The sequence below is a fragment of the Clostridium septicum genome (assembly GCF_003606265.1).
GTDB classification, from domain to species: domain Bacteria; phylum Bacillota; class Clostridia; order Clostridiales; family Clostridiaceae; genus Clostridium; species Clostridium septicum.
This window is the reverse complement of the sequence record NZ_CP023671.1, coordinates 2,949,771-2,971,999: the sequence shown is the minus strand read 5'-3', so window position 1 is coordinate 2,971,999 and position 22,229 is coordinate 2,949,771. Positions and strand designations below refer to the sequence as shown.

The window sequence follows — 22,229 nt, the reverse complement described above, 5'->3', positions numbered from 1 at the left end:
TATACTAAAAAATGCTTAGGTCTAATTCATCTGATAAGTCTTTTATAACTTTCAGACCAGCTATACTATTTCCTTTTGAATCTAAAGACGGTCCAAATATACCTATTCCATATCTTCTAGGTACCGTAGCTAAAGTACCTCCGCCAACGCCTGATTTAGCTGGTATTCCAACATGAACTGCAAATTCACCTGATGCATCATACATTCCACATGTAACCATTATAGTTTTAACTATTCTACATACTTCCCTAGACATTAGCCTTTCATCCCCCCATGGAGTTACCCCCTCATTAGCTAAAACTGCACCAAATCTAGCTAAATCTCTTGCTGTTATTTCTATTGAACATTGTTTAAAATAAAGATCTAAAATTTCCTCAACATTGCCTGTTAATATTCCATTACTTTTCATAAAATATGCAAGGGACCTATTTCTATCACCAGTTTCCTTTTCTGATATATAAACTTCTTCGTTTACTGTAATGTCATCATTATTAGTTGCTCTTTTTAAAAAATCTATTATCTTATTAAGCTTCTCTTCTTCAGTTTCCCCACCTATTAAAGATGTTGTAACTATAGCACCTGCATTTATCATTGGATTATAAGGTCTATCACTTTGAGTAACTTCTAAATTCACAATAGAATTAAATCCCATTCCAGTTGGTTCTACATTAACTTTCTTAAAAACGTTTTTTCTTCCGTTATCTCTTAATGCTAATATTAATGTTACTACTTTAGAAATACTTTGGATTGTAAATTTAGTATCACACTCTCCAGCAGAGTACTCATTCCCATGTAAATCTACAACACACACACCTAAATCATTAGGATTAGCTTTTAATAACGCTGGTATATATGATGCAAGTTTTCCTTCTGCTCCATAAACTCTATTTTTCTCAACTAATGTATTTAATAAATTAAACATATAATCACCTCATCTTGTGTCTTTAAACTTCTAAATTCAAGTATTTCTATTATATTAATAAATTAAAGTATATACAAGGGGCAATATAGTTATTAAATTACTAGACTGCTTTTTAAAATTGTGGGAAAATATAAGTTATATTATAAATATTGTGAGGTGCTTCAATATGGAAATGGAAAAAATGTTAAAAAAATATGCTGAATTAGCTGTAAAAAAAGGAGTAAATACTCAAGAAAACCAAACTGTTATAATAAATTCTCCAATTGAGTGTGATAATTTTGCAAGAGAAATAGCAAAAGCTGCTTATAATGTAGGAGCTAAAGAGGTAGTAGTTCACTACAACGACCAGAAATTACAAAGAATTAAGCTTGAAAATTCCTCTATAGAAACTCTTTCTAATACTCCTGAGTGGCTTGGAGAGTCTTATAATTACTATGCAAGAAATGGTGCATGTGTTATTTCAATATCAGCATCTGATCCTGATGCATATAAAGGCATTCCTGTAGAGAAAATCTCAGCTATGCAAAAATCTAGACAATTGGCTTTATCTGAATACTATGAATACTCTATGGCTAATAAAATTCGTTGGACTGTAGTATCTATTCCAACAGAGGCTTGGGCAATAAAAATATTCCCAAATCTTTCAAAAGAAAAAGCGGTTGAAAAACTTTGGGAAGTAATTTTTAAAGTTGTTAGATTAGATACTGAAAATCCTATTAAAGCTTGGGAGGAACATAATAAAAATCTTAGAGAAAAATTAACTTACTTAAATGAAAAGAAATTTAAAAAGCTTCATTTTAAGAATAATAAAGGTACTAATTTAACTATAGAATTACCAGAAGGTCATATTTGGCTTGGTGGTTCTGAATACTGTTCTAATGGCATAGAATTTAATGCAAATATGCCAACTGAAGAAGTCTTTACTTTACCTAAAAAAGATGGTGTAAATGGAACAGTATTTTCTTCTAAACCTCTAAGTTATAGTGGAAACTTAATAGATGAATTTTCTCTTACATTTAAAGATGGTAAAGTTATTGACTTTTCTGCAAAGGAAGGCTATGAAGTATTAAAAGAGTTATTAGATAGTGACGAAGGATCAAAATATTTAGGTGAGGTAGCTTTAGTTCCTTATGATTCTCCTATTTCAAACTCTAATATAATTTTCTATAACACTTTATTTGATGAAAATGCAGCTTGTCATTTGGCATTTGGAAAAGCATATCCTATTTGTATAGAAAAAGGAACTGATATGTCTAAAGAAGAATTTGAAAATCATGGAGTTAACACTTCTATAATACACGTTGATTTCATGATTGGTACAAATGATTTAGAAATTACAGGTATTACAGAAGATAAAGATTCATTTGAAATATTTGCAAATGGAAACTGGGCCTTTTAACTTTTTTAATAATAAATTAAATTACCTAAAACTAAAATGTATATTCTTAATGGTGTTATGTCTATAATTTATATTATAGATTAAATTTAAAATAAAACATCAGGAGGAAAAAATGTTCAATATTTTAGTTTTAGGTGATACATTATTTGTATGTGACGCTCTTGTTAAGCATCTTATAAATAAAGGGCATGAAGTAGATCTACTAACATCTGAAAATATAACTCTAAATTATATGGGTTATAGAACCCATATAATATGTAATAGAAGATCAGAAGAAGACCTACGTAAGGTTTTAAAAAATAAACACTATGATATTGTTTTTGATATATCTGCTTATAATAAGGATGATATTGAAATTCTTTTTAATTGCTTAGATTCTAAATCATTAAAAAAATATATATTTTTCTCTTCAGCAGCAGTTTATATTCCATCTAAAGAAATCACCTTTGAAAATTCTCCAAAAGGTGAAAATTCTATTTTAGGAGAATATGGTTTAAATAAACTAAATGCAGAAGAATATATAAATGACTTAATTAACAACAATAGTGTTAAAGCTATAATTTTTAGAACTAGCTATATTTATGGTAAAGGTAATAACCTTTATAGAGAAAATTATTTTTTTGATAAAATTATGAATAATGAGATTATTTACATTCCAAATAATGATGTTAAAATTCAATTTATCCATATAGATGATTTAGTGAAAATTTGTGAATGTGCACTTTATAATGATAACTTAAACAGAGCTTATAATGTAACGAGCCCTAATCAGATATCTTGGAGAGAACTAGTAGAAACATGTGGGAATATATTAAAAATTAAACCTACTATAAAAGAGGTTGATATTAATTCACCACTACTAAGAGACTTTCCATTTAAAAACGTTGATCTTAATTTGAATATAACTGATTTAAGAGAAAATGGATTTCATCTTCCTGTTATTTATTTAGATCAAGGTTTAAAATTAACATTTAATTCAGATTTAAAAAATAAAAAAACAAATGGATTAGGATAAATCCATTTGTTTTTTATATTACTATCTAATTATCTTCACTTCTTGGTTTATTTTTACCTAGCTTTCTTGATTCCTTTGAATATCCTACTTCATCAGCGGTTTCTGATTGCATTTTCCTTAATTCTGCTTTAGTTTTTTGATTTGATTTTTTGTTAGCTTTTGAATTTTTATTGTTCTTATGTGCCATATAAAAACACCTCCTATACACAAATATATTTTTTGCTTATAGAAAGTTTTTATTCTAATATTATAAAGGAAAATTTTTAAATTAAAGCTTCTAATTTACTTTTTATTGCTTTAATAAATTCATAAGAATTTACAATTTTCTTATTTTCTATTTCAGATAAAAGATCTAAATCCTTAGTCATAATACCATTATTTATTGTCTTTAATGACGCTTCCTCTAACTTATTTGCAAAGTTTACCAACTCATCTAATTCATCTAACTCTCCTCTTTTTCTTAGTGCTCCTGACCATGCAAATATAGTTGCTATAGAATTCGTAGAAGTTTCTTCACCCTTAATATGTTTATAATAATGTCTTTGGACTGTTCCGTGAGCTGCCTCATATTCATAAATTCCATCCTTTGAAACTAGTACTGAAGTCATCATAGCTAAAGATCCAAAAGCTGTTGCTATCATATCACTCATTACATCACCATCATAGTTTTTACAAGCCCATATAAAACCACCTTCTGATTTTATAACTCTAGCAATAGCATCATCTATTAATGTATAAAAATACTCTATTCCACATTCTTCAAAAGCTAATTTATATTCATTATTATAAATCTCCTCAAAAATATCTTTAAAAGTATGATCATATTTTTTAGAAATAGTATCTTTTGCTGCAAACCATAAATCCTGCTTAGAATCTAATGCGAAATTAAAACAACTTCTTGCAAAACTTTCTATAGAATCATTTATATTGTGCATACCAAGAACAACTCCATTTTTCTTGAAATCATGAATTAAATTTCTTTCTTCTTGCCCATTTTCCCTAGTTAATACTAATTCAACCTTTCCTTTTCCTTCTATCCTCATTTCTACATCTTTATATATATCTCCGTAAGCATGTCTAGCTATAGTAATAGGTTTTTTCCATGTTCTCACATAAGGTTTTATTGAATCTATAATAATTGGAGTTCTAAAAACAGTTCCGTCTAAAATTGCTCTTATTGTTCCATTTGGACTTTTCCACATTTCTTTTAGATTATATTCTTTTACTCTTTCTGAATTAGGAGTTATTGTAGCACATTTTACACCTACTCCATATTTTCTAATTGCATTTGCAGCATCAATTGTAACTTTGTCATTAGTTTTATTCCTATATTCTAGCCCCAAATCATAGTATTCCGTTTTTAAATCTATAAAAGGATTTAAAAGCTCCTCTTTTATCATATCCCATAGAACTCTAGTCATTTCATCTCCATCCATTTCTACTAATGGAGTAATCATTTTAATTTTACTCATTAATTTGCCCCCTTTAAAATTAATTATATTTGCAATATTAAAAATATTAATATAATTATAACTTAGCTTACATTTATTATCAATTTAAAACCCATAATTTTCTTTGTTTTTTGAATTTTTTATATAAACTTCTTTCATTATTAATTATAATATAAATTTCTTAATCCCTTATAATATCTAATATAAATAATAAAAAACAGATGAATTTTTCATTAAACTCATCTGTTTTATGCAAGTTATTTTTTTTAAGCTTCATTTTATTTAAAAAGAAACTTTATTAAAGTTATTGCAAAAATAATTTGGCATCCTCCAACAAGTAACCCATATAGCATAGCTCTCGGTCCTTCTTTTACTAAATCTTTAACCTTAACTCTCATACCAATACCTGCTAGCGCTATTATCTCAAAATTACCACTTATCCATTTAAAAGATTTTGAAATAAATTCTGGAACTACTCCTAATGTATTAAGAATACAAACTAAGAAAAATCCTGTTATAAACCAAGGTATATTAATTTTACCTTTCTTTTTAACTTTACTAACTTCTTTATTTTTATGTATTTCTTTATCCTCTGGAAATTCTATTCTTTCATATATTAAAACTACAGCTACAATTAATATAATTCTTATTATTTTAAATACTGTTGCCAACTTAACTACATCATCACTTACAAATTTAGCTGATCCTATAACCTGTCCTACTGATTGTAGTATTCCTCCCATCATTGCTGACGTTTCAAGAGTTGAATTATTATATAGAACTGCTGTTATTAATGGAAGTATAATCATTAAAATAGTACCTATTACATTTACTATAGTTATAGATATTACTTTATCTGAATCATTAGCATTTATAACAGGCGCTGTAGCTCCAATAGCAGACGAACCACAAACTGAATTTCCTGAAGACATTAATAAGCAATATTTTCTGTTAAATTTTAATTTTCTTCCTATCCAATATGTAACCGTCATAGTTAGAGTCATTTGTATTACTATAAAAATTAAACCTCCAAATCCTAATTGTAGGATTTCAGCTAAGTTTAAATTTGCTCCCATAAGCACAATAGAATAATTCAAAAGATCCTTTTCTGCAAACTTAGTACCACTATCATATTTTTTATTATGAAAAATAGTATTTCCTAATACTATACCTATAAATATTGCGAAACTAGCCGCACCAATAGTCGTAAAATGACTTCCAAGTATTTCTGCAACTATTCCTACAACTAAACATATAATTAATCCTGGAATTATTCTCTTAATTTTTTCTATCATCTTTTCACCTCTACATCATACTTATTGCACAAATATGATTATAAATTGAAATTCTTAAAAGGTGAAATACTATTGTATTATTATAATAATAGGTTTTTGCTTATATATTACTTTCCCCTGCAAATTCGATAAACTTCTTCATATTATTAGATATAAACTTATCCTTATGCATTATAAAAAGTAAATCTCTTTTTATAACTCCTTCTTTTAATCTAAAAGCATTTAAATCACCTGTTTTAAGCTTTTCTTGAATTGTTATAAGAGAAATACCTCCTATTCCTAAATTAGCCTCTACAGTCCTCTTAATAGCTTCTGTATTACCTAACTCTAAAAATATTTTGCAAGGTACTCTTTTATTTTTAAGAAAGTTTTCTACATTTTCTCTTGTTCCGCTTCCCTTTTCTCTCATTATGAATTTTTCATCTGCTAACTCTTTTCCTAATACTACTTTTCTTCCCTTAAACTTATGATTTTTACCACAAATAAATACAAGTTCATCTTCCCATATTTTTTCAGCACTTATTTCATCTGATTCTATACTTCCTTCAATATATGCAAAATCAATTTTATTCTCTAAAATTAATTTTTCTATATGTTCTGTATTTTCTATAATCAGAGAAATTTCTATGTCTTTAAACTCACTAGAAAACTCCTTTATAATTTCTGGTAATATGTAAATTCCTATGGTTGTACTTGCCCCTATAGTTATTTTCCCTTTTATATTACTATTAAAATCTTTTAAAGTCTTTGTACCTTCATCATATAAATTTAAAATTCTTCTAGTATAATTTAGAAAAACTTCCCCCTCATGTGTTAAGTAAATCTTTTTTCCTATTCTATCAAATAACTTTACTTCAAGTTCGATTTCTAACTCATTTATGCTCTGGCTTATAGATGGTTGACTTATATACATATTTTTAGCAACCTTTGTCATATTTAAACATGTAGCTGTTTCATAAAATATTTTTAATTTTCTAAAATTCATTTTATCTTCTCCTATAAATAATATTTAATTTAATAATACTAACATAAAAACCCAGCATAAGCTGGGCTTTTTCAGTCTATTTCTTATTTACATCTTCATAGTCAACGTCAATTATATCCCCTACTACATCATCTGTATTTACAGTATCAACTTTTACATGACTATATGATGTTTCTCTATTATAATACTCACTTGAATTTTTTTGAAATTTTCTCTTAATAAACCAACCTTTAATTTTAAAGAAAATATATAGTATTCCTCCAAATAATAAAGCCCATGGTAATATTGTAATTGCTAAATTTAATATTAATGTAATAACTAAAAACACACCTAATATGTATAATAAAGTTTTAAATCCACTATTCATAAATTACTACCTCAACTTATCTTTTATTTTGCTTGTCCTTATTATACAACAATAATTTGAATTTTTCAACAAGTGATATAATTTATTTTATAAAGTAGTTTTATTTAACTCTTAAAGCTAAATATTATTTATTAATTATTTTGTTTCATTATTTATTATTATCATAATAATAAAAGTTATACTTTCCTGTACATTAAAAAAGTTGCTAACAAATGTTAGCAACTTAAAATTAAACTGTCTTATTAGTTTTTGAAGCTATCTTAGGTAATATCAATCCTAAACCTAATAATACAAATGGTGTAAGTACATTAAGCACTATTTGGAACCACCATTGCTTTGAATAAGTTTCAACTCCATTTGGGAACATCCCCATAATACACGCAAAAGCAGTAAAGATAAAGCACCAAATACCTGTTATTAAAGCAAACTTATCGTTCTTAACAAACTTATAATCAGATTGGAATTTATCCTTTGCTTTTTTAAGCATTATAAAGGCTAAGAATACCCATAGATATCTAAGTGGCATTACTACTGAATTTAATTTTAATAACCAATCAAATAATGTATTCATATCACCAATTCCAAGTGCTGGAATTATAATTAACACTCCAACTAATATAGCTGTCATATAATATCCATTTATTGGAGCACCATGTTTATTTGTCTTAGTTAAAGCCTTCGGTATATATTTTGAATCTGAATCTGAAAGTAAAACCTTTAATGGTGCATCTATTGAAAATACTAATGCTGAAATTTGTGCTAGCATATTAGCTAAAGCATAAATTACTAATAATAATTTACCAACACCATAATACTCTCCAAGTTTTTGGAATGCATAGTATTGTCCATTCATCATAAGATCCCTTGGAATATTATGAGAATCAAACATCATTCCCATTGCTACTGATCCTAAAATAGCTGATACTGCAACCATAACAGCTAATATAATCATTCCTCTTGGGAATTCTTTACTTGAATTCTTCATATTATTTACATATGGAGATATCTTTTCGCAACCACCAACAGCAAAAACTAACATAGATAATGTAGTAAAATATGCAAAATTAAATTCTGGCATAATTGTTTTAAATGTAATATTAGTTGTAGCTGGTTCTACGCCTCTTATTGCAGGTGCTGCTACCATTAATAAAATATATAATAATGACATTATAAAAATTGATGTTCCTGCAATAGTTCCTATTCTCTTTAATGATGTAACTCCTCTAGATGCTATCCATAAAAAAATTAAGAATACAACTAAAGTTATTGCCTGTGCCTGTAATGTAGGCATATTCTTTATTAAACTTCCATCTTGTTTAACCGTCCATCCTAACGCTATTAGAACAGATTGTGGTTTTTGAGCTAAATATGGAATATGTACTACCCAATAAGTCCATCCAGCAAAGTATGCTACTGTAGGTCCCATAGTTTCTCTAATCCATGTACTAACTCCACCTTTTGCATCTTTAAATGTTGATCCTAATTCACCAACCATTAAAGCATAAGGCACAAAGTATAACGCAATTATTAACACCCATGATACAACTACTGTTAGTCCTTGGTTTGCATAGTTATTAACAACATTACCAAAACCCCAAACAGATACAAAGGCCATTAACGCAAGGTTATACCATCTAATGTTTTTAGAGTTGTCTGTCATATCTACTCCTCCTAAAATTTCAACTTTCTAAAATTATAATATAATAAATATATATTAACTATTTTACCAATCTATTCATAGTTCGACAACATTAAAAAAATTCAGATTTTTCTTTTATTATTATATTAAAATTTTGCCTATAAATTTATTGTTAAACATGCTGTTCATTGTATTTTTTTATACAATATTAATATATTCCCCTCAAAAATCTTATTATATTCTCAACTATTATTTCTGAGTGTTTTTATAAACTTAAATTAAGCTCATAACAAAATTAAAAGCATATTTTTTATTTTATCAATTTAAATAATAGCAATTTTTAATACTATCGCTCTATCTAATTGAAATGAAATAAAAAAATATGCTCATGTTTTTAAGTTATTAAATTATAAACTTTAATATAAATATTATCCCTACAATTACTGTAGTAATACTTATATCCTTTACCTTACCAGTAAACAACTTAATTATTATATATGATATAACACCAAAAACAATTCCATCTGATATGCTATATGCTAAAGGCATCATTATTATAGTTAAGAAAGCTGGTATTGCTTCTGTCCAGTCAGTTAAATCTATTTCAAGAATTGGTTCTAACATAAATAGTCCCACTAATACTAAAGCTGAACATGTTACAGCTGGAGTTATAACTCCGAATAATGGTGCAAAGAATAATGCTAAAGCAAACATTACGGCTGTAGATACGGCTGTTAATCCAGTTCTTCCACCTTCTGCAACTCCTGAAGCACTTTCAACAAATGTACTTACAGTACTTGTACCAAGACATGCGCCAAGTGTAGTACCAATAGCATCTGCAAATAAAGCTTTTTTAATATTAGGAACTTTACCATTTTCATCTAACATCTTTGCTTTTGTTGCAACTCCAACTAAAGTTCCTATAGTATCAAACATGTCCATAAATAATAAAGTAAATAGTACAACTAACATATCTAAAGAAAAAATATTATGCCATTCAAATTTCATAAAAATTGGACTTAATGATGGTGGAGCACTTAATATATCTGTTGGAATAGGTGTTATTCCCATAGGAATTCCTATTATTGCAGTAATAATCATTCCTAAAAATAAAGCTCCCTTTACATTTCTAGCTATTAATATCCCTGTTATCACTATACCTATAATTGCAAGTAAAGCACTACCTTTAGTTATATCTCCAAGAGCAACTAAAGTTCCTTCTCCTTTAACAACTACACCGGCTCCTTCAAGACCTATTAATGCTATAAATAATCCTATACCTACTGAAATTGCCTTTTTAATATTATTAGGTATAGAATCAACTACTGCCTCACGAACATTAAATATAGTTAATACTATAAATATTAATCCTTCTAAAAATACTGCTGTTAAAGCAAATTGAAAAGAATAACCCATTCCTAAAACTACAGTAAATGCAAAAAAGGCATTTAATCCCATTCCAGGTGCTTGAGCAAATGGAAGCTTAGCATATAGTCCCATTATTAATGTAGAAACTACTGCTGAAACTGCAGTTGCTGTAAATACAGCCCCTTTATCCATTTCTGCTGCAGATAAAATTGATGGGTTAACTATTAATATATAAGCCATAGTCATGAAGGTAGTTATACCTGCTATCATTTCTCTTTTTACATTTGTTCCACTTTTGGTTAAATGAAAATAATTATCTAAATAATTATTTTTTTTCGTATTTTCCATAAAACCGTCCCTTCTTTCGTATATTTTTATGAATCCATGAACTATAATACATCATTTTTCGATAATTGCCAAGTAATTATACGAATATTTTTTTGTTTTTTTTAATTAAATTATGTGATAACATTTACATATGCATATTTTCCATTATAATAATTACAAATAATACGTATAAAAAAATAAGACCTCGTCTTTAGAAGTCTTATTTTTTTATTCTATAACCACTTCTTGAATTCTCTTATATATTTCCCCTTAATTGCTTGAAGTAATACACAATAACTTAATAATAATATTAACAAAATTGGAAAATACATTAATGGTAATGATGTAAAGCCTAATAAGTTACCAATATTAGTAAAAGGCATTATTAAACCTATTGCTATAATTAATACTGTCAATAAAATTACAGGCCTATTAGCTCTACTTTGAATAAATGGAACTTTTTCAGTTCTTATCATATGAACTATTAAAGTTTGAGACAATAGCCCCATAATAAACCATCCGGTTTGAAATAAACTTTGCATCTCAACTGAATTAGCTTTAAATACAAACCACATAACTAAAAATGTTAAAATATCAAATATTGAGCTTATAGGTCCTATAAAAATCATAAATCTTCCAATATCCCTTGCCTCCCATTTCTTTGGAGTTGATAAATATTCACAATCCATTGAATCCCAAGGAATAGACAACTGTGAAAAATCATATAGTAAATTTTGAATTAAAAGTTGTATTGGAAGCATTGGCATAAATGGCAAAAAAGCACTTGCTATTAATACAGAAAATACATTTCCAAAATTAGAACTTGCTGTCATCTTTATATATTTTATTATATTTCCAAAAACTCTTCTTCCTTCTATAACTCCATCTTCTAAAACCATTAAACTTTTTTCAAGTAAAATAATATCTGCAGCTTCTTTTGCTATATCAACAGCATTATCTACAGAAATTCCAACATCTGCTTGCTTTAGAGCTGCCGAATCATTAATTCCATCACCCATAAATCCAACAACATGTCCATTCTTTTGAAGTACTTTTATAATCCTTGACTTTTGTAATGGTGATAATTTAGCAAAAACATTAATTTCTTCCACTGCTAAAGCTAATTCACTATCATTCATAGAATCTATATGACCACCAAGTAATATATCTGAAACATTAATTCCAACTTCATGACATACTTTTTTAGTTACAGATTCATTATCTCCAGTCAGTATTTTTACATCTACACCACTATTTTTTAATGCTTCAATAGCTTTCTTTGCAGATTTCTTTGGTGGATCTAAAAACGCTATATATCCCATTAAAACCATATTAATTTCATCTTTTATTCCAAAATTTTTTTCATCTGGTATATCATTTTTTTGTGCCACAGCTATAACCCTCATGCCTTCTGAATTTAATTTATTTACCATAGCTAATGTATTTTCTTTTATTTTTTCTGTAAGCTTTAATACCTCTCCATTAACTTCTACATAAGAGCAAATTCCAAGTATTTCTTCTACTGCTCCCTTTGTAACTAACTGTCTTTTTCCTCTTATAGCCTTTAATACAACTGACATTCTTCTTCTTGAAAAATCAAATGGAATTTCATCTACCTTTTCAAATTTCTTTTCATTATTATCACAGCCTAATTTCTTTCCAAATTCTAGGATTGCTACATCCATTAAATTTCTTAATCCTGTTTGATAATAGCTATTTAAATATGCATACCTTAATACTCTTAAATCTTCTTCTCCATTTACATTTAAATGCCTTTCAACTACTATTTTATCTAAAGTCAAAGTACCAGTTTTATCAGTACATAAAATATCCATAGCACCAAAATTTTGAATTGCATCTAATTTTTTAACTACAGTTTTCTTTTTTGCCATTGTAACTGCACCTTTTGCTAAATTAGTAGTAACAATCATAGGAAGCATTTCAGGTGTAAGACCTACTGCTATTGAAATTGCAAATAAGAAAGCTTGTAACCAATTACCTTTAGTTAAGCCATTAATTACAAAAACTATAGGTACCATTATCATCATAAATTTTATAAGGAGCATACTCACCTTTGTTACACCTTTTTCAAAACTTGTACTCTCTTCCTTGTTTACTATTTCATTTGCTATACTTCCAAAGTACGTATTATTACCTGTAGCTAAAACAATACCTATAGCACTTCCACTAATTATATTGGTTCCTAACAATAAAATATTATCTAAATCAGATAAAGCTATTCCCCTATCTCTTTCCCTTAAAATTGTAAACTTTTCTACTGGTTCTGATTCACCTGTTAAACTTGATTGACTAACAAAAAGATCTTTACATGAAATAATTCTCATATCGGCTGGAATCATATCCCCTGCTGAAAGATAAACTATATCTCCAGGAACAATATTAATCATATCTATTTCTTTTACTTCTTTATTCTTTCTTTTAACTGCTACTGTTGTTTTTACCATAGCCTTTAGTTTACTAGTGGCTTCCTCTGATTTACGTTCTTGAAAAAACTTTAAAATCGCACTTATAGTTACCATTGTTATTATAACTATAACTGCTTTAAAGCTTCTTTCATCTTTAGTTGCTATAATAACATCAGTAAAAATTGAAACTATAGCTAATGTTATCAATACTAAGTTAAAAGGATTTATAAAAGATTTTAAAAGTTCTGCATACCAAAGCTTTCTCTTTTGGTGAATAACTTCATTATATCCATATTTATTAATTCTATTTTTTACTTCTTCATTTGAAATTCCTTCTATATTTGTATTTAAAATATCATATAGAGTTTTATTACTCATCTTTCCATATTTAATTAAATTATTTGTTAATATTTTTTCTTTTAACATTTCTAGACCTCCATTACTAAATATTTTTAAATTCTTAAAAAAAGACAACAGTAAATAAAGCTAAAAAATTATCTTTTTTAACTAAAAACATAAGAAATTTAAAATTGGAATTATAGTAACTTTGGTAATAAAAATAATTTAGACATGAAAATAGAAATGTTTATTCGATGTGAAAAAGATTGATCTCCTATACTCTAAATCATCACTATCTTCAGATTTAAACTTCTTATTATTACCCGTGCTGCTATTTCCAGATTCCATTCTTTTTCACCTCCTAAATTTAATAAATAATATTAAAAATAAAAAAAACCCTGTCAAACTCAAACTTGACAAAGGTATAATACACTTATTACTTATACTTTCTCGTTCGAGTTTTAGCTCTGCAAGGCAATGTAATCGCATTAAGTTAAACCTTCTTTGTTCGGCAAAACCTGCTAACCAGTGAAAGATGTTTCCATCCTTTTACGGCAGCGACCCGTATCCTTGTAGTAACCTCACCTACCGAGGCCTATTTACTTTTACAATATTATACTATTCTTTACTTTCAAAAATGTCAATACTTTTTTAAATATTATAAATAATTAATAAAAAAAAAAAAAAATAGTACACATAATTTAAATATTATGTGTACTATAAATAAAAATTATATTACTTGCTCATTGCTTCTTCTATAGCAACTGAAACTGCAACTGTAGCTCCAACCATTGGGTTATTACCCATTCCGATAAGACCCATCATTTCAACGTGAGCTGGAACTGATGATGATCCTGCGAATTGTGCATCTGAGTGCATTCTTCCCATAGTATCAGTCATACCGTATGAAGCAGGACCTGCTGCCATGTTATCTGGATGAAGAGTTCTTCCAGTACCACCACCTGATGCAACTGAGAAGTACTTCTTACCTTGTTCTACGCATTCCTTCTTATATGTTCCAGCAACTGGATGTTGGAATCTTGTAGGGTTAGTTGAGTTACCAGTAATTGATACGTCAACTCCTTCGTGATGCATTATAGCAACACCTTCTCTAACGTCATCTGAACCGTAGCACTTAACTGCAGCTCTTGGTCCGTTTGAGTATGCTTTTTCTTTAACTATTTCTAATTTACCAGTCATGTAATCAAACTTAGTTTGAACATAAGTAAATCCGTTAATTCTTGAAATTATATAAGCAGCATCTTTTCCAAGACCGTTTAATATAACTCTTAAAGGTTCTTTTCTTACTTTGTTAGCTTTTTCAGCTATCTTTATAGCACCTTCAGCAGCAGCGAAGCTTTCGTGTCCTGCTAAGAATGCGAAGCATTTAGTTTCTTCTCTTAAAAGCATAGCTCCTAAGTTTCCGTGTCCTAAACCAACTTTTCTATCATCAGCAACTGATCCTGGGATACAGAATGCTTGTAGTCCTTCTCCTAGAGCTTCAGCAGCATCAGCAGCCTTTACACAGCCCTTCTTTATAGCTATAGCAGCACCTAAAGTGTAAGCCCACATAGCGTTTTCGAATGCGATTGGTTGAGTTGACTTAACGATATCATAAACGTTGATTCCCTTTTCGTCACATACAGCCTTAGCATCTTCTATTTTTTCCATTCCGTATTTCTTTAATACTGGAGTAATTTGGTTAATTCTTCTTTCATAACTTTCAAATAATGCCATGTTTCTATTCCTCCTTACAATATTATTTGTGTCTTGGATCTATAACTGTAACAGCGTCATCAAATCTTCCGTATTGTCCTGTAGCTTTAACTAAAGCTTCATTAGCATCCATTCCCTTAGCAATCATTTCCATCATCTTTCCTAAGTGAACAAATTTGTAACCGATGATTTCTCCATCAGCATCTAAAGCTGTTTCAGTTACATAACCTTCTGCCATTTCTAAGTATCTTGGTCCCTTAGCAACTGTTCCGTACATAGTACCAACTTGAGATCTTAATCCTTTTCCTAAGTCTTCAAGTCCAGCTCCTATTGGTAATCCACCTTCTGAGAAAGCAGTTTGAGTTCTTCCATAAACTATTTGTAAGAATAATTCTCTCATAGCTGTGTTTATAGCATCACAAACTAAGTCTGTGTTTAATGCTTCTAATATAGTTTTTCCTGGTAATATTTCTGAAGCCATAGCAGCTGAATGAGTCATTCCTGAACATCCTATTGTTTCAACTAATGCCTCTTCTATTATTCCATCTTTAACATTTAAAGTTAACTTACAAGCTCCTTGTTGTGGCGCACACCAACCCACACCATGAGTTAAACCTGAAATATCTTTAACTTCTTTAGATTGTACCCATCTTCCTTCTACAGGAATCGGTGCTGGACCATGATTAGGTCCCTTAGCAACAACACACATTTCTTCAACTTCTCTTGAATACATCATATCATTGATTCCTCCCTAATTATTAAATAGTTGCAGTCTCGTCCTACTAACTATATGTTCAATATGTAGACTACACATAACTGGGTCAAAATTAAACCCACTGGGTTAAATTAATCCTCTTTAATAATATCAGAACTTGTCCATACTAACAAGATTTTCTTGTAAAAATTTTATCTTTTTAGGAATAAAAAAATAAAACTTGAAATTTTTATTATATTATGATATCATATCTAAATGTAAGCAGTAAGTCGGCATGGCGGAACTGGCAGACGCACATGACTCAAAATCATGCGGTTTTACCGTGAGGGTTCGATTCCCTCTGCCGGCACCAAATAGTTTTTAAAAATCTCGTAACCTATTTAAAATAGATGGTTTCGGGATTTTTATTTTGCTTAACCCCCCTTAAAAAGTGCTACCTGAATAAATTTTATTTTAAAATCTAATCAATACTATCTATAGTTAATGAATATCCAACTGGCTTACGCCCTACGGCTTTTACTTTATCTTCATCTTTAACTTTATAATTCAGATTATAATAATAAGTAGACCTGCTAAGCTTAACTATTCTTAAAACTAGAGATATACAGTAGCCTAAATTTATATATTTATTAGCAATTTTTATTTTATCTTCAATTGAGGGTTTGCTTTTTTTAATAGATCTTTAAGAATAGATATTTCTAAGTCTTTTTCCCCTAAAATTTTCTTCAACTTATCATTTTCTTGGGTCACTTCATTTATTTCTTCTTCATTACTTTTTCCCTCAACTGAAGTTTTTCTACCTGGTTTAGTTTTTATCTGATTTCTATTTTTTGACTTACTTATCCAAGTGAAAATTGTACTAGTTGATATTCCATGTTTTCTTCCTACTAAAGAAACATTTCCTACCTCTTTAACCTCTTGCAATATTTGTTCCTTTTGTTCGTCTGTGTAATGTTGTCCTCTCATAGTTACCTCCAATTACTTACTATATTTAGTATATATTGTAATTGTCCAAATATCTATAGAGGCTTAAGAGATTGCACAATAGTTACTGTAATTTAAATAATAATAAAATATAATAATTTCAACTATTCCATATTTTCATTTTTTACTAATTTACTTAATAAATCACTTAAATATAATATTACTCCTATTAATAAAGGTATAATATAGTAGCTTATTCTATATAAAATTATTAGTAATAAAACTTGCTCTTTAGGCACATTAAATTTATCAAGTCCTACTATTAAAACTAAATCAAAAGTTCCCAACCCACTTGGTGCCATACTAATTATTGCTGCAACTATTCCTACTACATATATGGGTAAAAAATCAAATATACTTACATTTATATTTAGTATATAAATAAGACCAATTATTAGACTAATAGTAGTTATCCATTCTAATATGGATATAGATATAATTTTAAGTGTTGTTCTATAGCTATATCTATCTCCATTTTTTATATATTTATATGTTATAGTTATAATTATAATTGGTAAATACATTGCAATTATAATTGCTATATAATCAATGTAAGATATATTTCTTTCTATAGTAAATAAATATATGCTATAAATAAGACATAAAAGCGAAAAACCACTTAAATTTAACCCAACAACTTTTGAAGTTTCCTTTATAAGTTTTTTCTCATCATCCACATAATCTTTATAAAAATATCGCTTTAATACTATTGCCGCACTTCCACCAAACCCTACAATATTCGCTACTGAACTAGCAATCCATGAATACTTATAAACCTTTTTAGTATCTAAGGCTATTCCAACTTTTTTTCTTATTACTAAATCATAAAATGATAAAGGTATGTATGATATTATTCCTAATAAAACTATTATAAAAATATTTACAACAGTTAATTTATCTGAATACTTATAAAACAGTTGAATATTCATATCAATAAATATTCTGTATAGTTCTTTTGTTACAACAACTAATATAATTGCCATTACTAAAATTTGAATAATCCTTACTGCTAGATTATTAATTATTTTTTTCATTGCTATCCTCACATATCTTCTCTATTTTAGCTTTAAATTTAAGTATAGTTTTTATTATAATACTTATAATAATCTCTACTAATTTTAAAATTACTACTATCATTACTATATAGTTAATCGCTATATTATTATAGGAATAGCTAAATCCCCTTCTAACATTAATACATAATAAAAATATAATCAAATTAATAAACGTATAATAGTGCTGATTTTCTTAGTGTCATAACATCATTAACCCATCTCCAGTTGTATCAACTATATGATTATTTCTTTTTAAAGCTAAAAGAAATTCTTTTTTGTTATGTAGATACTCGTCCAAATATAGATTATTCTTTAGCTACTTTTTTTAATATACTAATTAGTTACTAACTGTTTTGCATCTATGTATTTATGCCTATCTTTAAATATACGTCCATAAGATCCTATTAAATATTTCTATACTAAATTTCCTTTATTAAGAAAACTATATAGTATTAATAATTATAGCTACTGCTAGAGATGTACTAATTAATAAAACTAACTATTCCCTATATTATATTACACTAATTTATATTGCTTTATTTTAAATTAATCCTTAAAAATTCCGTAATTAAATCTAAATATATTTAACCTTTAATTAATATACGCTTTACTACTAATTAAATTCTTACTCCACTTATTTGCTATATACAACAAAAATTAAAGGAAATTAAAAAGACTGGCTTCTGTAAATAGAATTTGGCCAGCCAATACAATTTCCCAAGACTTTACTTCTATTAGAATTATACAAGTTTATAAAAAAATAAATTAGATATCTATTATAATCTTAAAAATTTATCCTAGAAATCCATAGTTAATAGTCAGAAAATAACAATTCACTATTTGTTAATAAGACCATCTCATCTTCTAGTTCACCTAAATTCATAACAGAATTATATCCACCATATTTATCCTTATTCACTAATATTGACTCTTCCCCAAAAACAACAATAGAATAATAAATAGGTCTATCCACGCCTAAATATCGTCTTAAATATTTTATATGAGCATCATTTTGAGTACAAGGATTTACTCTATAATATGTATTTCCATCAATCTCTTGTATCCATTTCTCATCATTTTCTAATCCTATAACCTTCCAGTCCAATTTTTACTTTCTATAACAAATATTCCATAATAATTAACTAATATTAAATCTATTTCTGTTTTTTTCCATTTCCTATTGGTATATATACATTGTGAAACAATCTTCCTCCTAATAAAAATTTATCTAATATGTTTAGAACTTTAACTTCACCTTCTTTCCCCTTTTTAATTAATGAATCCTCTTTATAACTTCTATTATTTTTATAACATTTACATATATCTATATATTTTTTAACCTTTAATAATATATAAAAAACTATAATAAAAAGTAAGTATATCTTTATATCTAATAATAATTCATTTATAATAATCACAGCCTTTATGTAGTTTAATTATTATGGTATCCAACAAAACTATAATTTAAACAATGAAAAATGTACTTGTAATAAAATTAATCTTTAATACTTATTATTTAAATATATCTTTATTTTTATTTTTTAATAATATGTATATATTTATTATTAATATGATAATAATATTAATAAGGATATTCCTATTATCCTAATTAATATGAAATAAAAGAAAGGAAGGCTATAGTTCAATAGTCTTCCTTTCTTTTATTAACTTATAGACTCTTCTTCTATTACATTATGAATCCATTTATAGCTTTTAAATCTAAAAATAGAAACTATAAATTTTGCCACTTCTTCAGCTGTTACCATTAAAATTACTAAATATATTGGAAATTTTAAAATTAAAGCTCCTATAAATGCCATTGGTACTCCTATAAACCACATTGTTAAAGCTTCTGCTTTAAGTGCAAAGCCTGCGTCTCCTCCACCTCTAAATACTCCTACTATAAGTATTAAATTTACAACTCTAATAGGATAACATATACTATATATTTTTAATATTATGATTGAATACTCTTTAACTATATCTGACACATTAAATAATTTTAATATAGGTGATGCCAATAAAAATACTATTATTCCTAATATGACACCCATAGCAAATGCTAATATAGTAAACTTTCTTCCATATCTCTTTGCTATTTCTTCTTCTCCTGCACCTATTTGATTCCCTATCATTACTAATGAAGAACTTGCCATACTGAAACATACTACAAAAAATAAATTTTGTATGTTATTTGTTATTTGAACAGATGCCATAGATTCTGTTCCAAGCTTTCCATAGGCTATTGAATAAAAAAAAGTTCCAAGTCCCCAACACGCTTCATTAAGAACTACAGGAATTACTGACTTATATATTAAAAATACAAATTCTGTGTTAAATTGAAAGTATTCTTTAAAATCTCCATGTAAAACTTTATGCTTATGCCCCTTAATCATTAACAATATGCATTCTATAATTCTTGCTATAACAGTTGCAATTGCCGCACCTTTTACTCCCATGGCTGGAAATCCTAGCTTTCCAAATATAAATATATAATTTAAAACTATATTCACACCTACTGCTACTGCACTTATAATCATAGGAGTTTTGGCATCCTCCATACATCTTAAAGATGTTGCTATTGTAAATGTAATGGCTGTTACAATATAACTTAAACTTACAATTGCTAAATATGAAGAAGCTTCCCTTATAACCTCATGATCTTTTGTAAATATTACTACTATTAACTCTGGAACAAATAATGCTAAAATCATAGAAATTATTGCTACCATAATTACAGTTACGCCACCAATACCTACTACCTTTTTAATATTCTTTTTGTCCTTTTTACCCCAATACTGTGAAATAAATATACTACAACCACCAGTTGTTCCAATAACTATTAAATTAAATAAAAATGAAAATTGATTTCCAATACCAACAGCAGCTACTTGTGAATCTCCTATTGAACCTATCATTAATGTATCTGCCATATTTAAGGAAGATGTTAAAATATTTTGCATTATAATGGGTAATGCCAGTATAAATAAAGTTTTAAAAAACTTTTTATCATTAAAAAATCCTTTTATTTTGTTCATAATTCCCCCCAAAAAAATAATAACCACATTGAAGATTTTTCAAAGTGGTTACTTCTCACTTGACTTAATAATAAATATTAAATTCCCAAAAAATTATTATATTTTTATTAGCTTTAATAGAATTATATATATTTTATTATTATTTTTCAAGATTTTTTACTCTTGTTAATAATTTATTTTTTATAATAATTTCGCCTTGAAATATTTTCATAATTTTAGGGGATACTTTAAATAGATATTTTAATTTATATCTAGAATTTAACTAGTAGGAGGTATTATAAATGAAAAAATTTGTTTGTACTGTTTGTGGATATATTCATGAAGGCAATACTCCACCTGAAATTTGCCCAGTTTGTAAAGTTGGAGCTGATAAATTTATTGAAATGTCTGATGATTTAAATTGGGCTGATGAACATAGGATAGGTATTGCTGAAGGTATAAATCCTGAAGTAATTGATGGTTTAAGAGCTAACTTTATTGGTGAATGTACTGAAGTTGGTATGTACCTTGCTATGTCTCGTCAAGCTGATAGAGAAGGTTATCCAGAAGTTGGAGAGGCCTATAAAAGAATAGCTTTAGAAGAAGCAGAACATGCTTCAAGATTTGCTGAAATGTTAGGTGAAGTTGTTGCTGCTGATACTAAAGCTAATCTTAAAGCAAGAGTTGAAGCAGAATATGGTGCTTGCGATGGTAAGAAAAAACTTGCTACACTTGCAAAACAAAATAATTTAGATGCTATTCATGATAGTGTTCATGAAATGTGCAAAGATGAGGCTAGACATGGAAGAGCATTTAAAGGTCTTCTTGATAGATATTTTAATTAAAAATATATTTAATAAGGAGTGTGTGTTATGCAAAAAATTAATTGCGATGTAAATAATTGTTCTTATAATAAATCTGGTATTTGTTTTTCAGATCGTATTGACGTAGGAGGAAAAGCTGTTGATCATAAAGAAGATACTTGTTGTGGATCTTTTTTAGATAAAAGTCATTATAGTGATTTAACAAATGCAACTAATGAAGAAGGACCTTGTAACTGTATAGTTTGCCAAGTTGAAAACTGCGTTCATAATTGTAATAAATTATGTGATTTAAGTTCTATTAACGTTGCCGGCTATGGCGCAAAAATTTATACAGAAACTAATTGTAATAGTTTCTCTAACAAATAATAAATATAAAAAAATAACA

The 22,229-nt window shown here is 27.8% G+C and carries 21 protein-coding genes, 1 tRNA gene and 1 riboswitch; of the genes, 5 read left to right on the top strand and 17 right to left on the bottom strand.

What is annotated here, in order from left to right:
* Positions 1-4 precede the first annotated feature (4 nt).
* Positions 5-922, bottom strand: a complete 918-nt coding sequence (gene glsA / locus CP523_RS13725) for a glutaminase A (protein WP_066677169.1) — start codon at positions 920-922, stop codon at positions 5-7.
* 166 nt (positions 923-1,088) lie between these two features.
* On the opposite strand from glsA, the gene CP523_RS13720 reads away from it, so the two are divergent.
* The gene (locus CP523_RS13720; RefSeq protein WP_120140962.1) at positions 1,089-2,321 is read left to right on the top strand and encodes an aminopeptidase; all 1,233 of its coding nucleotides are present in this window, start codon (positions 1,089-1,091) and stop codon (positions 2,319-2,321) included.
* Between the two features lie 112 nt (positions 2,322-2,433).
* Positions 2,434-3,336, top strand: a complete 903-nt coding sequence (locus CP523_RS13715; RefSeq protein WP_066677174.1) for an NAD-dependent epimerase/dehydratase family protein — start codon at positions 2,434-2,436, stop codon at positions 3,334-3,336.
* Between the two features lie 25 nt (positions 3,337-3,361).
* Here CP523_RS13715 and CP523_RS13710 read toward each other — a convergent pair whose 3' ends face one another.
* From CP523_RS13710 to CP523_RS13665, 10 genes are all read right to left on the bottom strand, one after another.
* Complete coding sequence (locus tag CP523_RS13710; protein ID WP_066677175.1) at positions 3,362-3,523, bottom strand: small, acid-soluble spore protein, alpha/beta type; 162 nt, start codon at positions 3,521-3,523, stop codon at positions 3,362-3,364.
* A gap of 76 nt (positions 3,524-3,599) precedes the next feature.
* Positions 3,600-4,808 (bottom strand): NADP-dependent isocitrate dehydrogenase, encoded by a 1,209-nt coding sequence (locus CP523_RS13705; RefSeq protein ID WP_066677177.1) that lies wholly within the window; start codon positions 4,806-4,808, stop codon positions 3,600-3,602.
* Between the two features lie 257 nt (positions 4,809-5,065).
* Positions 5,066-6,082 (bottom strand): YeiH family protein, encoded by a 1,017-nt coding sequence (locus CP523_RS13700; protein WP_066677179.1) that lies wholly within the window; start codon positions 6,080-6,082, stop codon positions 5,066-5,068.
* A 100-nt stretch (positions 6,083-6,182) separates the two neighbouring features.
* On the bottom strand, positions 6,183-7,067 hold the full coding sequence (locus tag CP523_RS13695) for a LysR family transcriptional regulator (protein ID WP_120140961.1): 885 nt from the start codon (positions 7,065-7,067) through the stop codon (positions 6,183-6,185).
* Between the two features lie 76 nt (positions 7,068-7,143).
* Positions 7,144-7,434, bottom strand: coding sequence for a DUF3329 domain-containing protein (locus tag CP523_RS13690; protein WP_066677183.1), 291 nt, complete (start codon positions 7,432-7,434; stop codon positions 7,144-7,146).
* 229 nt (positions 7,435-7,663) lie between these two features.
* Positions 7,664-9,094, bottom strand: coding sequence for an amino acid permease (locus CP523_RS13685; RefSeq protein WP_066677185.1), 1,431 nt, complete (start codon positions 9,092-9,094; stop codon positions 7,664-7,666).
* A gap of 381 nt (positions 9,095-9,475) precedes the next feature.
* Positions 9,476-10,789 (bottom strand): NCS2 family permease, encoded by a 1,314-nt coding sequence (locus tag CP523_RS13680; RefSeq protein ID WP_120140960.1) that lies wholly within the window; start codon positions 10,787-10,789, stop codon positions 9,476-9,478.
* A gap of 212 nt (positions 10,790-11,001) precedes the next feature.
* Entirely contained in the window at positions 11,002-13,620 is a 2,619-nt protein-coding gene (gene mgtA, locus CP523_RS13675) for a magnesium-translocating P-type ATPase (protein ID WP_120140959.1), read from the bottom strand.
* Between the two features lie 351 nt (positions 13,621-13,971).
* Positions 13,972-14,133, bottom strand: a riboswitch (M-box (ykoK) riboswitch).
* A gap of 135 nt (positions 14,134-14,268) precedes the next feature.
* Entirely contained in the window at positions 14,269-15,270 is a 1,002-nt protein-coding gene (locus CP523_RS13670) for a GGGtGRT protein (RefSeq protein ID WP_066677189.1), read from the bottom strand.
* Between the two features lie 22 nt (positions 15,271-15,292).
* Positions 15,293-15,985 carry an iron-sulfur cluster assembly scaffold protein gene (locus CP523_RS13665; RefSeq protein WP_066677190.1) on the bottom strand — a complete coding sequence of 231 codons (693 nt, stop codon included), beginning with the start codon at positions 15,983-15,985 and terminating at the stop codon, positions 15,293-15,295.
* Between the two features lie 247 nt (positions 15,986-16,232).
* On the opposite strand from CP523_RS13665, the gene CP523_RS13660 reads away from it, so the two are divergent.
* A tRNA-Leu gene (locus CP523_RS13660) sits at positions 16,233-16,316 on the top strand.
* Positions 16,317-16,603: 287 nt separating this feature from the next.
* Here the strand turns inward: CP523_RS13660 and CP523_RS13655 are convergent.
* From CP523_RS13655 to CP523_RS13630, 6 genes are all read right to left on the bottom strand, one after another.
* Positions 16,604-16,930 carry a transposase gene (locus tag CP523_RS13655; protein WP_120140958.1) on the bottom strand — a complete coding sequence of 109 codons (327 nt, stop codon included), beginning with the start codon at positions 16,928-16,930 and terminating at the stop codon, positions 16,604-16,606.
* Between the two features lie 122 nt (positions 16,931-17,052).
* A complete protein-coding gene (locus CP523_RS13650; protein ID WP_066679019.1) occupies positions 17,053-17,982 on the bottom strand; it encodes a lysylphosphatidylglycerol synthase domain-containing protein in 930 nt (309 codons plus the stop codon).
* An 832-nt stretch (positions 17,983-18,814) separates the two neighbouring features.
* Positions 18,815-19,108 (bottom strand): nuclease-related domain-containing protein, encoded by a 294-nt coding sequence (locus CP523_RS13640; protein WP_066679023.1) that lies wholly within the window; start codon positions 19,106-19,108, stop codon positions 18,815-18,817.
* Positions 19,090-19,152, bottom strand: coding sequence for a hypothetical protein (locus CP523_RS16640; RefSeq protein WP_353888263.1), 63 nt, complete (start codon positions 19,150-19,152; stop codon positions 19,090-19,092). The genes CP523_RS13640 and CP523_RS16640 overlap by 19 nt, the downstream gene beginning before the upstream one ends.
* Positions 19,153-19,157: 5 nt before the next feature.
* Positions 19,158-19,421, bottom strand: coding sequence for a hypothetical protein (locus CP523_RS16425; RefSeq protein ID WP_066679024.1), 264 nt, complete (start codon positions 19,419-19,421; stop codon positions 19,158-19,160).
* Between the two features lie 246 nt (positions 19,422-19,667).
* Positions 19,668-21,041: an MATE family efflux transporter gene (locus CP523_RS13630; RefSeq protein WP_120140957.1), complete on the bottom strand. Its 1,374-nt coding sequence runs from the start codon at positions 21,039-21,041 to the stop codon at positions 19,668-19,670.
* Positions 21,042-21,322: 281 nt separating this feature from the next.
* Between CP523_RS13630 and CP523_RS13625 the strand changes: the two genes are divergently transcribed.
* Both CP523_RS13625 and CP523_RS13620 read left to right on the top strand, forming a co-directional pair.
* On the top strand, positions 21,323-21,865 hold the full coding sequence (locus CP523_RS13625; RefSeq protein ID WP_066679026.1) for an NADH peroxidase: 543 nt from the start codon (positions 21,323-21,325) through the stop codon (positions 21,863-21,865).
* Positions 21,866-21,892: 27 nt separating this feature from the next.
* Positions 21,893-22,210 (top strand): DUF1540 domain-containing protein, encoded by a 318-nt coding sequence (locus CP523_RS13620; protein WP_066679028.1) that lies wholly within the window; start codon positions 21,893-21,895, stop codon positions 22,208-22,210.
* The last annotated feature ends 19 nt before the right edge of the window (positions 22,211-22,229 follow it).

Coding starts and splice junctions, on each gene's coding strand:
- CP523_RS13665 (WP_066677190.1), bottom strand. CDS start 15,985: ATGATGTATTCAAGAGAAGTTGAAGAAATGTGTGTTGTTGCTAAGGGA.
- CP523_RS13650 (WP_066679019.1), bottom strand. CDS start 17,982: ATGAAAAAAATAATTAATAATCTAGCAGTAAGGATTATTCAAATTTTA.
- CP523_RS13700 (WP_066677179.1), bottom strand. CDS start 6,082: ATGATAGAAAAAATTAAGAGAATAATTCCAGGATTAATTATATGTTTA.
- mgtA (WP_120140959.1), bottom strand. CDS start 13,620: ATGTTAAAAGAAAAAATATTAACAAATAATTTAATTAAATATGGAAAG.
- glsA (WP_066677169.1), bottom strand. CDS start 922: ATGTTTAATTTATTAAATACATTAGTTGAGAAAAATAGAGTTTATGGA.
- CP523_RS13695 (WP_120140961.1), bottom strand. CDS start 7,067: ATGAATTTTAGAAAATTAAAAATATTTTATGAAACAGCTACATGTTTA.
- CP523_RS13720 (WP_120140962.1), top strand. CDS start 1,089: ATGGAAATGGAAAAAATGTTAAAAAAATATGCTGAATTAGCTGTAAAA.
- CP523_RS13685 (WP_066677185.1), bottom strand. CDS start 9,094: ATGACAGACAACTCTAAAAACATTAGATGGTATAACCTTGCGTTAATG.
- CP523_RS13670 (WP_066677189.1), bottom strand. CDS start 15,270: ATGGCATTATTTGAAAGTTATGAAAGAAGAATTAACCAAATTACTCCA.
- CP523_RS13680 (WP_120140960.1), bottom strand. CDS start 10,789: ATGGAAAATACGAAAAAAAATAATTATTTAGATAATTATTTTCATTTA.
- CP523_RS13690 (WP_066677183.1), bottom strand. CDS start 7,434: ATGAATAGTGGATTTAAAACTTTATTATACATATTAGGTGTGTTTTTA.
- CP523_RS13625 (WP_066679026.1), top strand. CDS start 21,323: ATGAAAAAATTTGTTTGTACTGTTTGTGGATATATTCATGAAGGCAAT.
- CP523_RS13630 (WP_120140957.1), bottom strand. CDS start 21,041: ATGAACAAAATAAAAGGATTTTTTAATGATAAAAAGTTTTTTAAAACT.
- CP523_RS13710 (WP_066677175.1), bottom strand. CDS start 3,523: ATGGCACATAAGAACAATAAAAATTCAAAAGCTAACAAAAAATCAAAT.
- CP523_RS13620 (WP_066679028.1), top strand. CDS start 21,893: ATGCAAAAAATTAATTGCGATGTAAATAATTGTTCTTATAATAAATCT.
- CP523_RS13705 (WP_066677177.1), bottom strand. CDS start 4,808: ATGAGTAAAATTAAAATGATTACTCCATTAGTAGAAATGGATGGAGAT.
- CP523_RS13715 (WP_066677174.1), top strand. CDS start 2,434: ATGTTCAATATTTTAGTTTTAGGTGATACATTATTTGTATGTGACGCT.
- CP523_RS13655 (WP_120140958.1), bottom strand. CDS start 16,930: ATGAGAGGACAACATTACACAGACGAACAAAAGGAACAAATATTGCAA.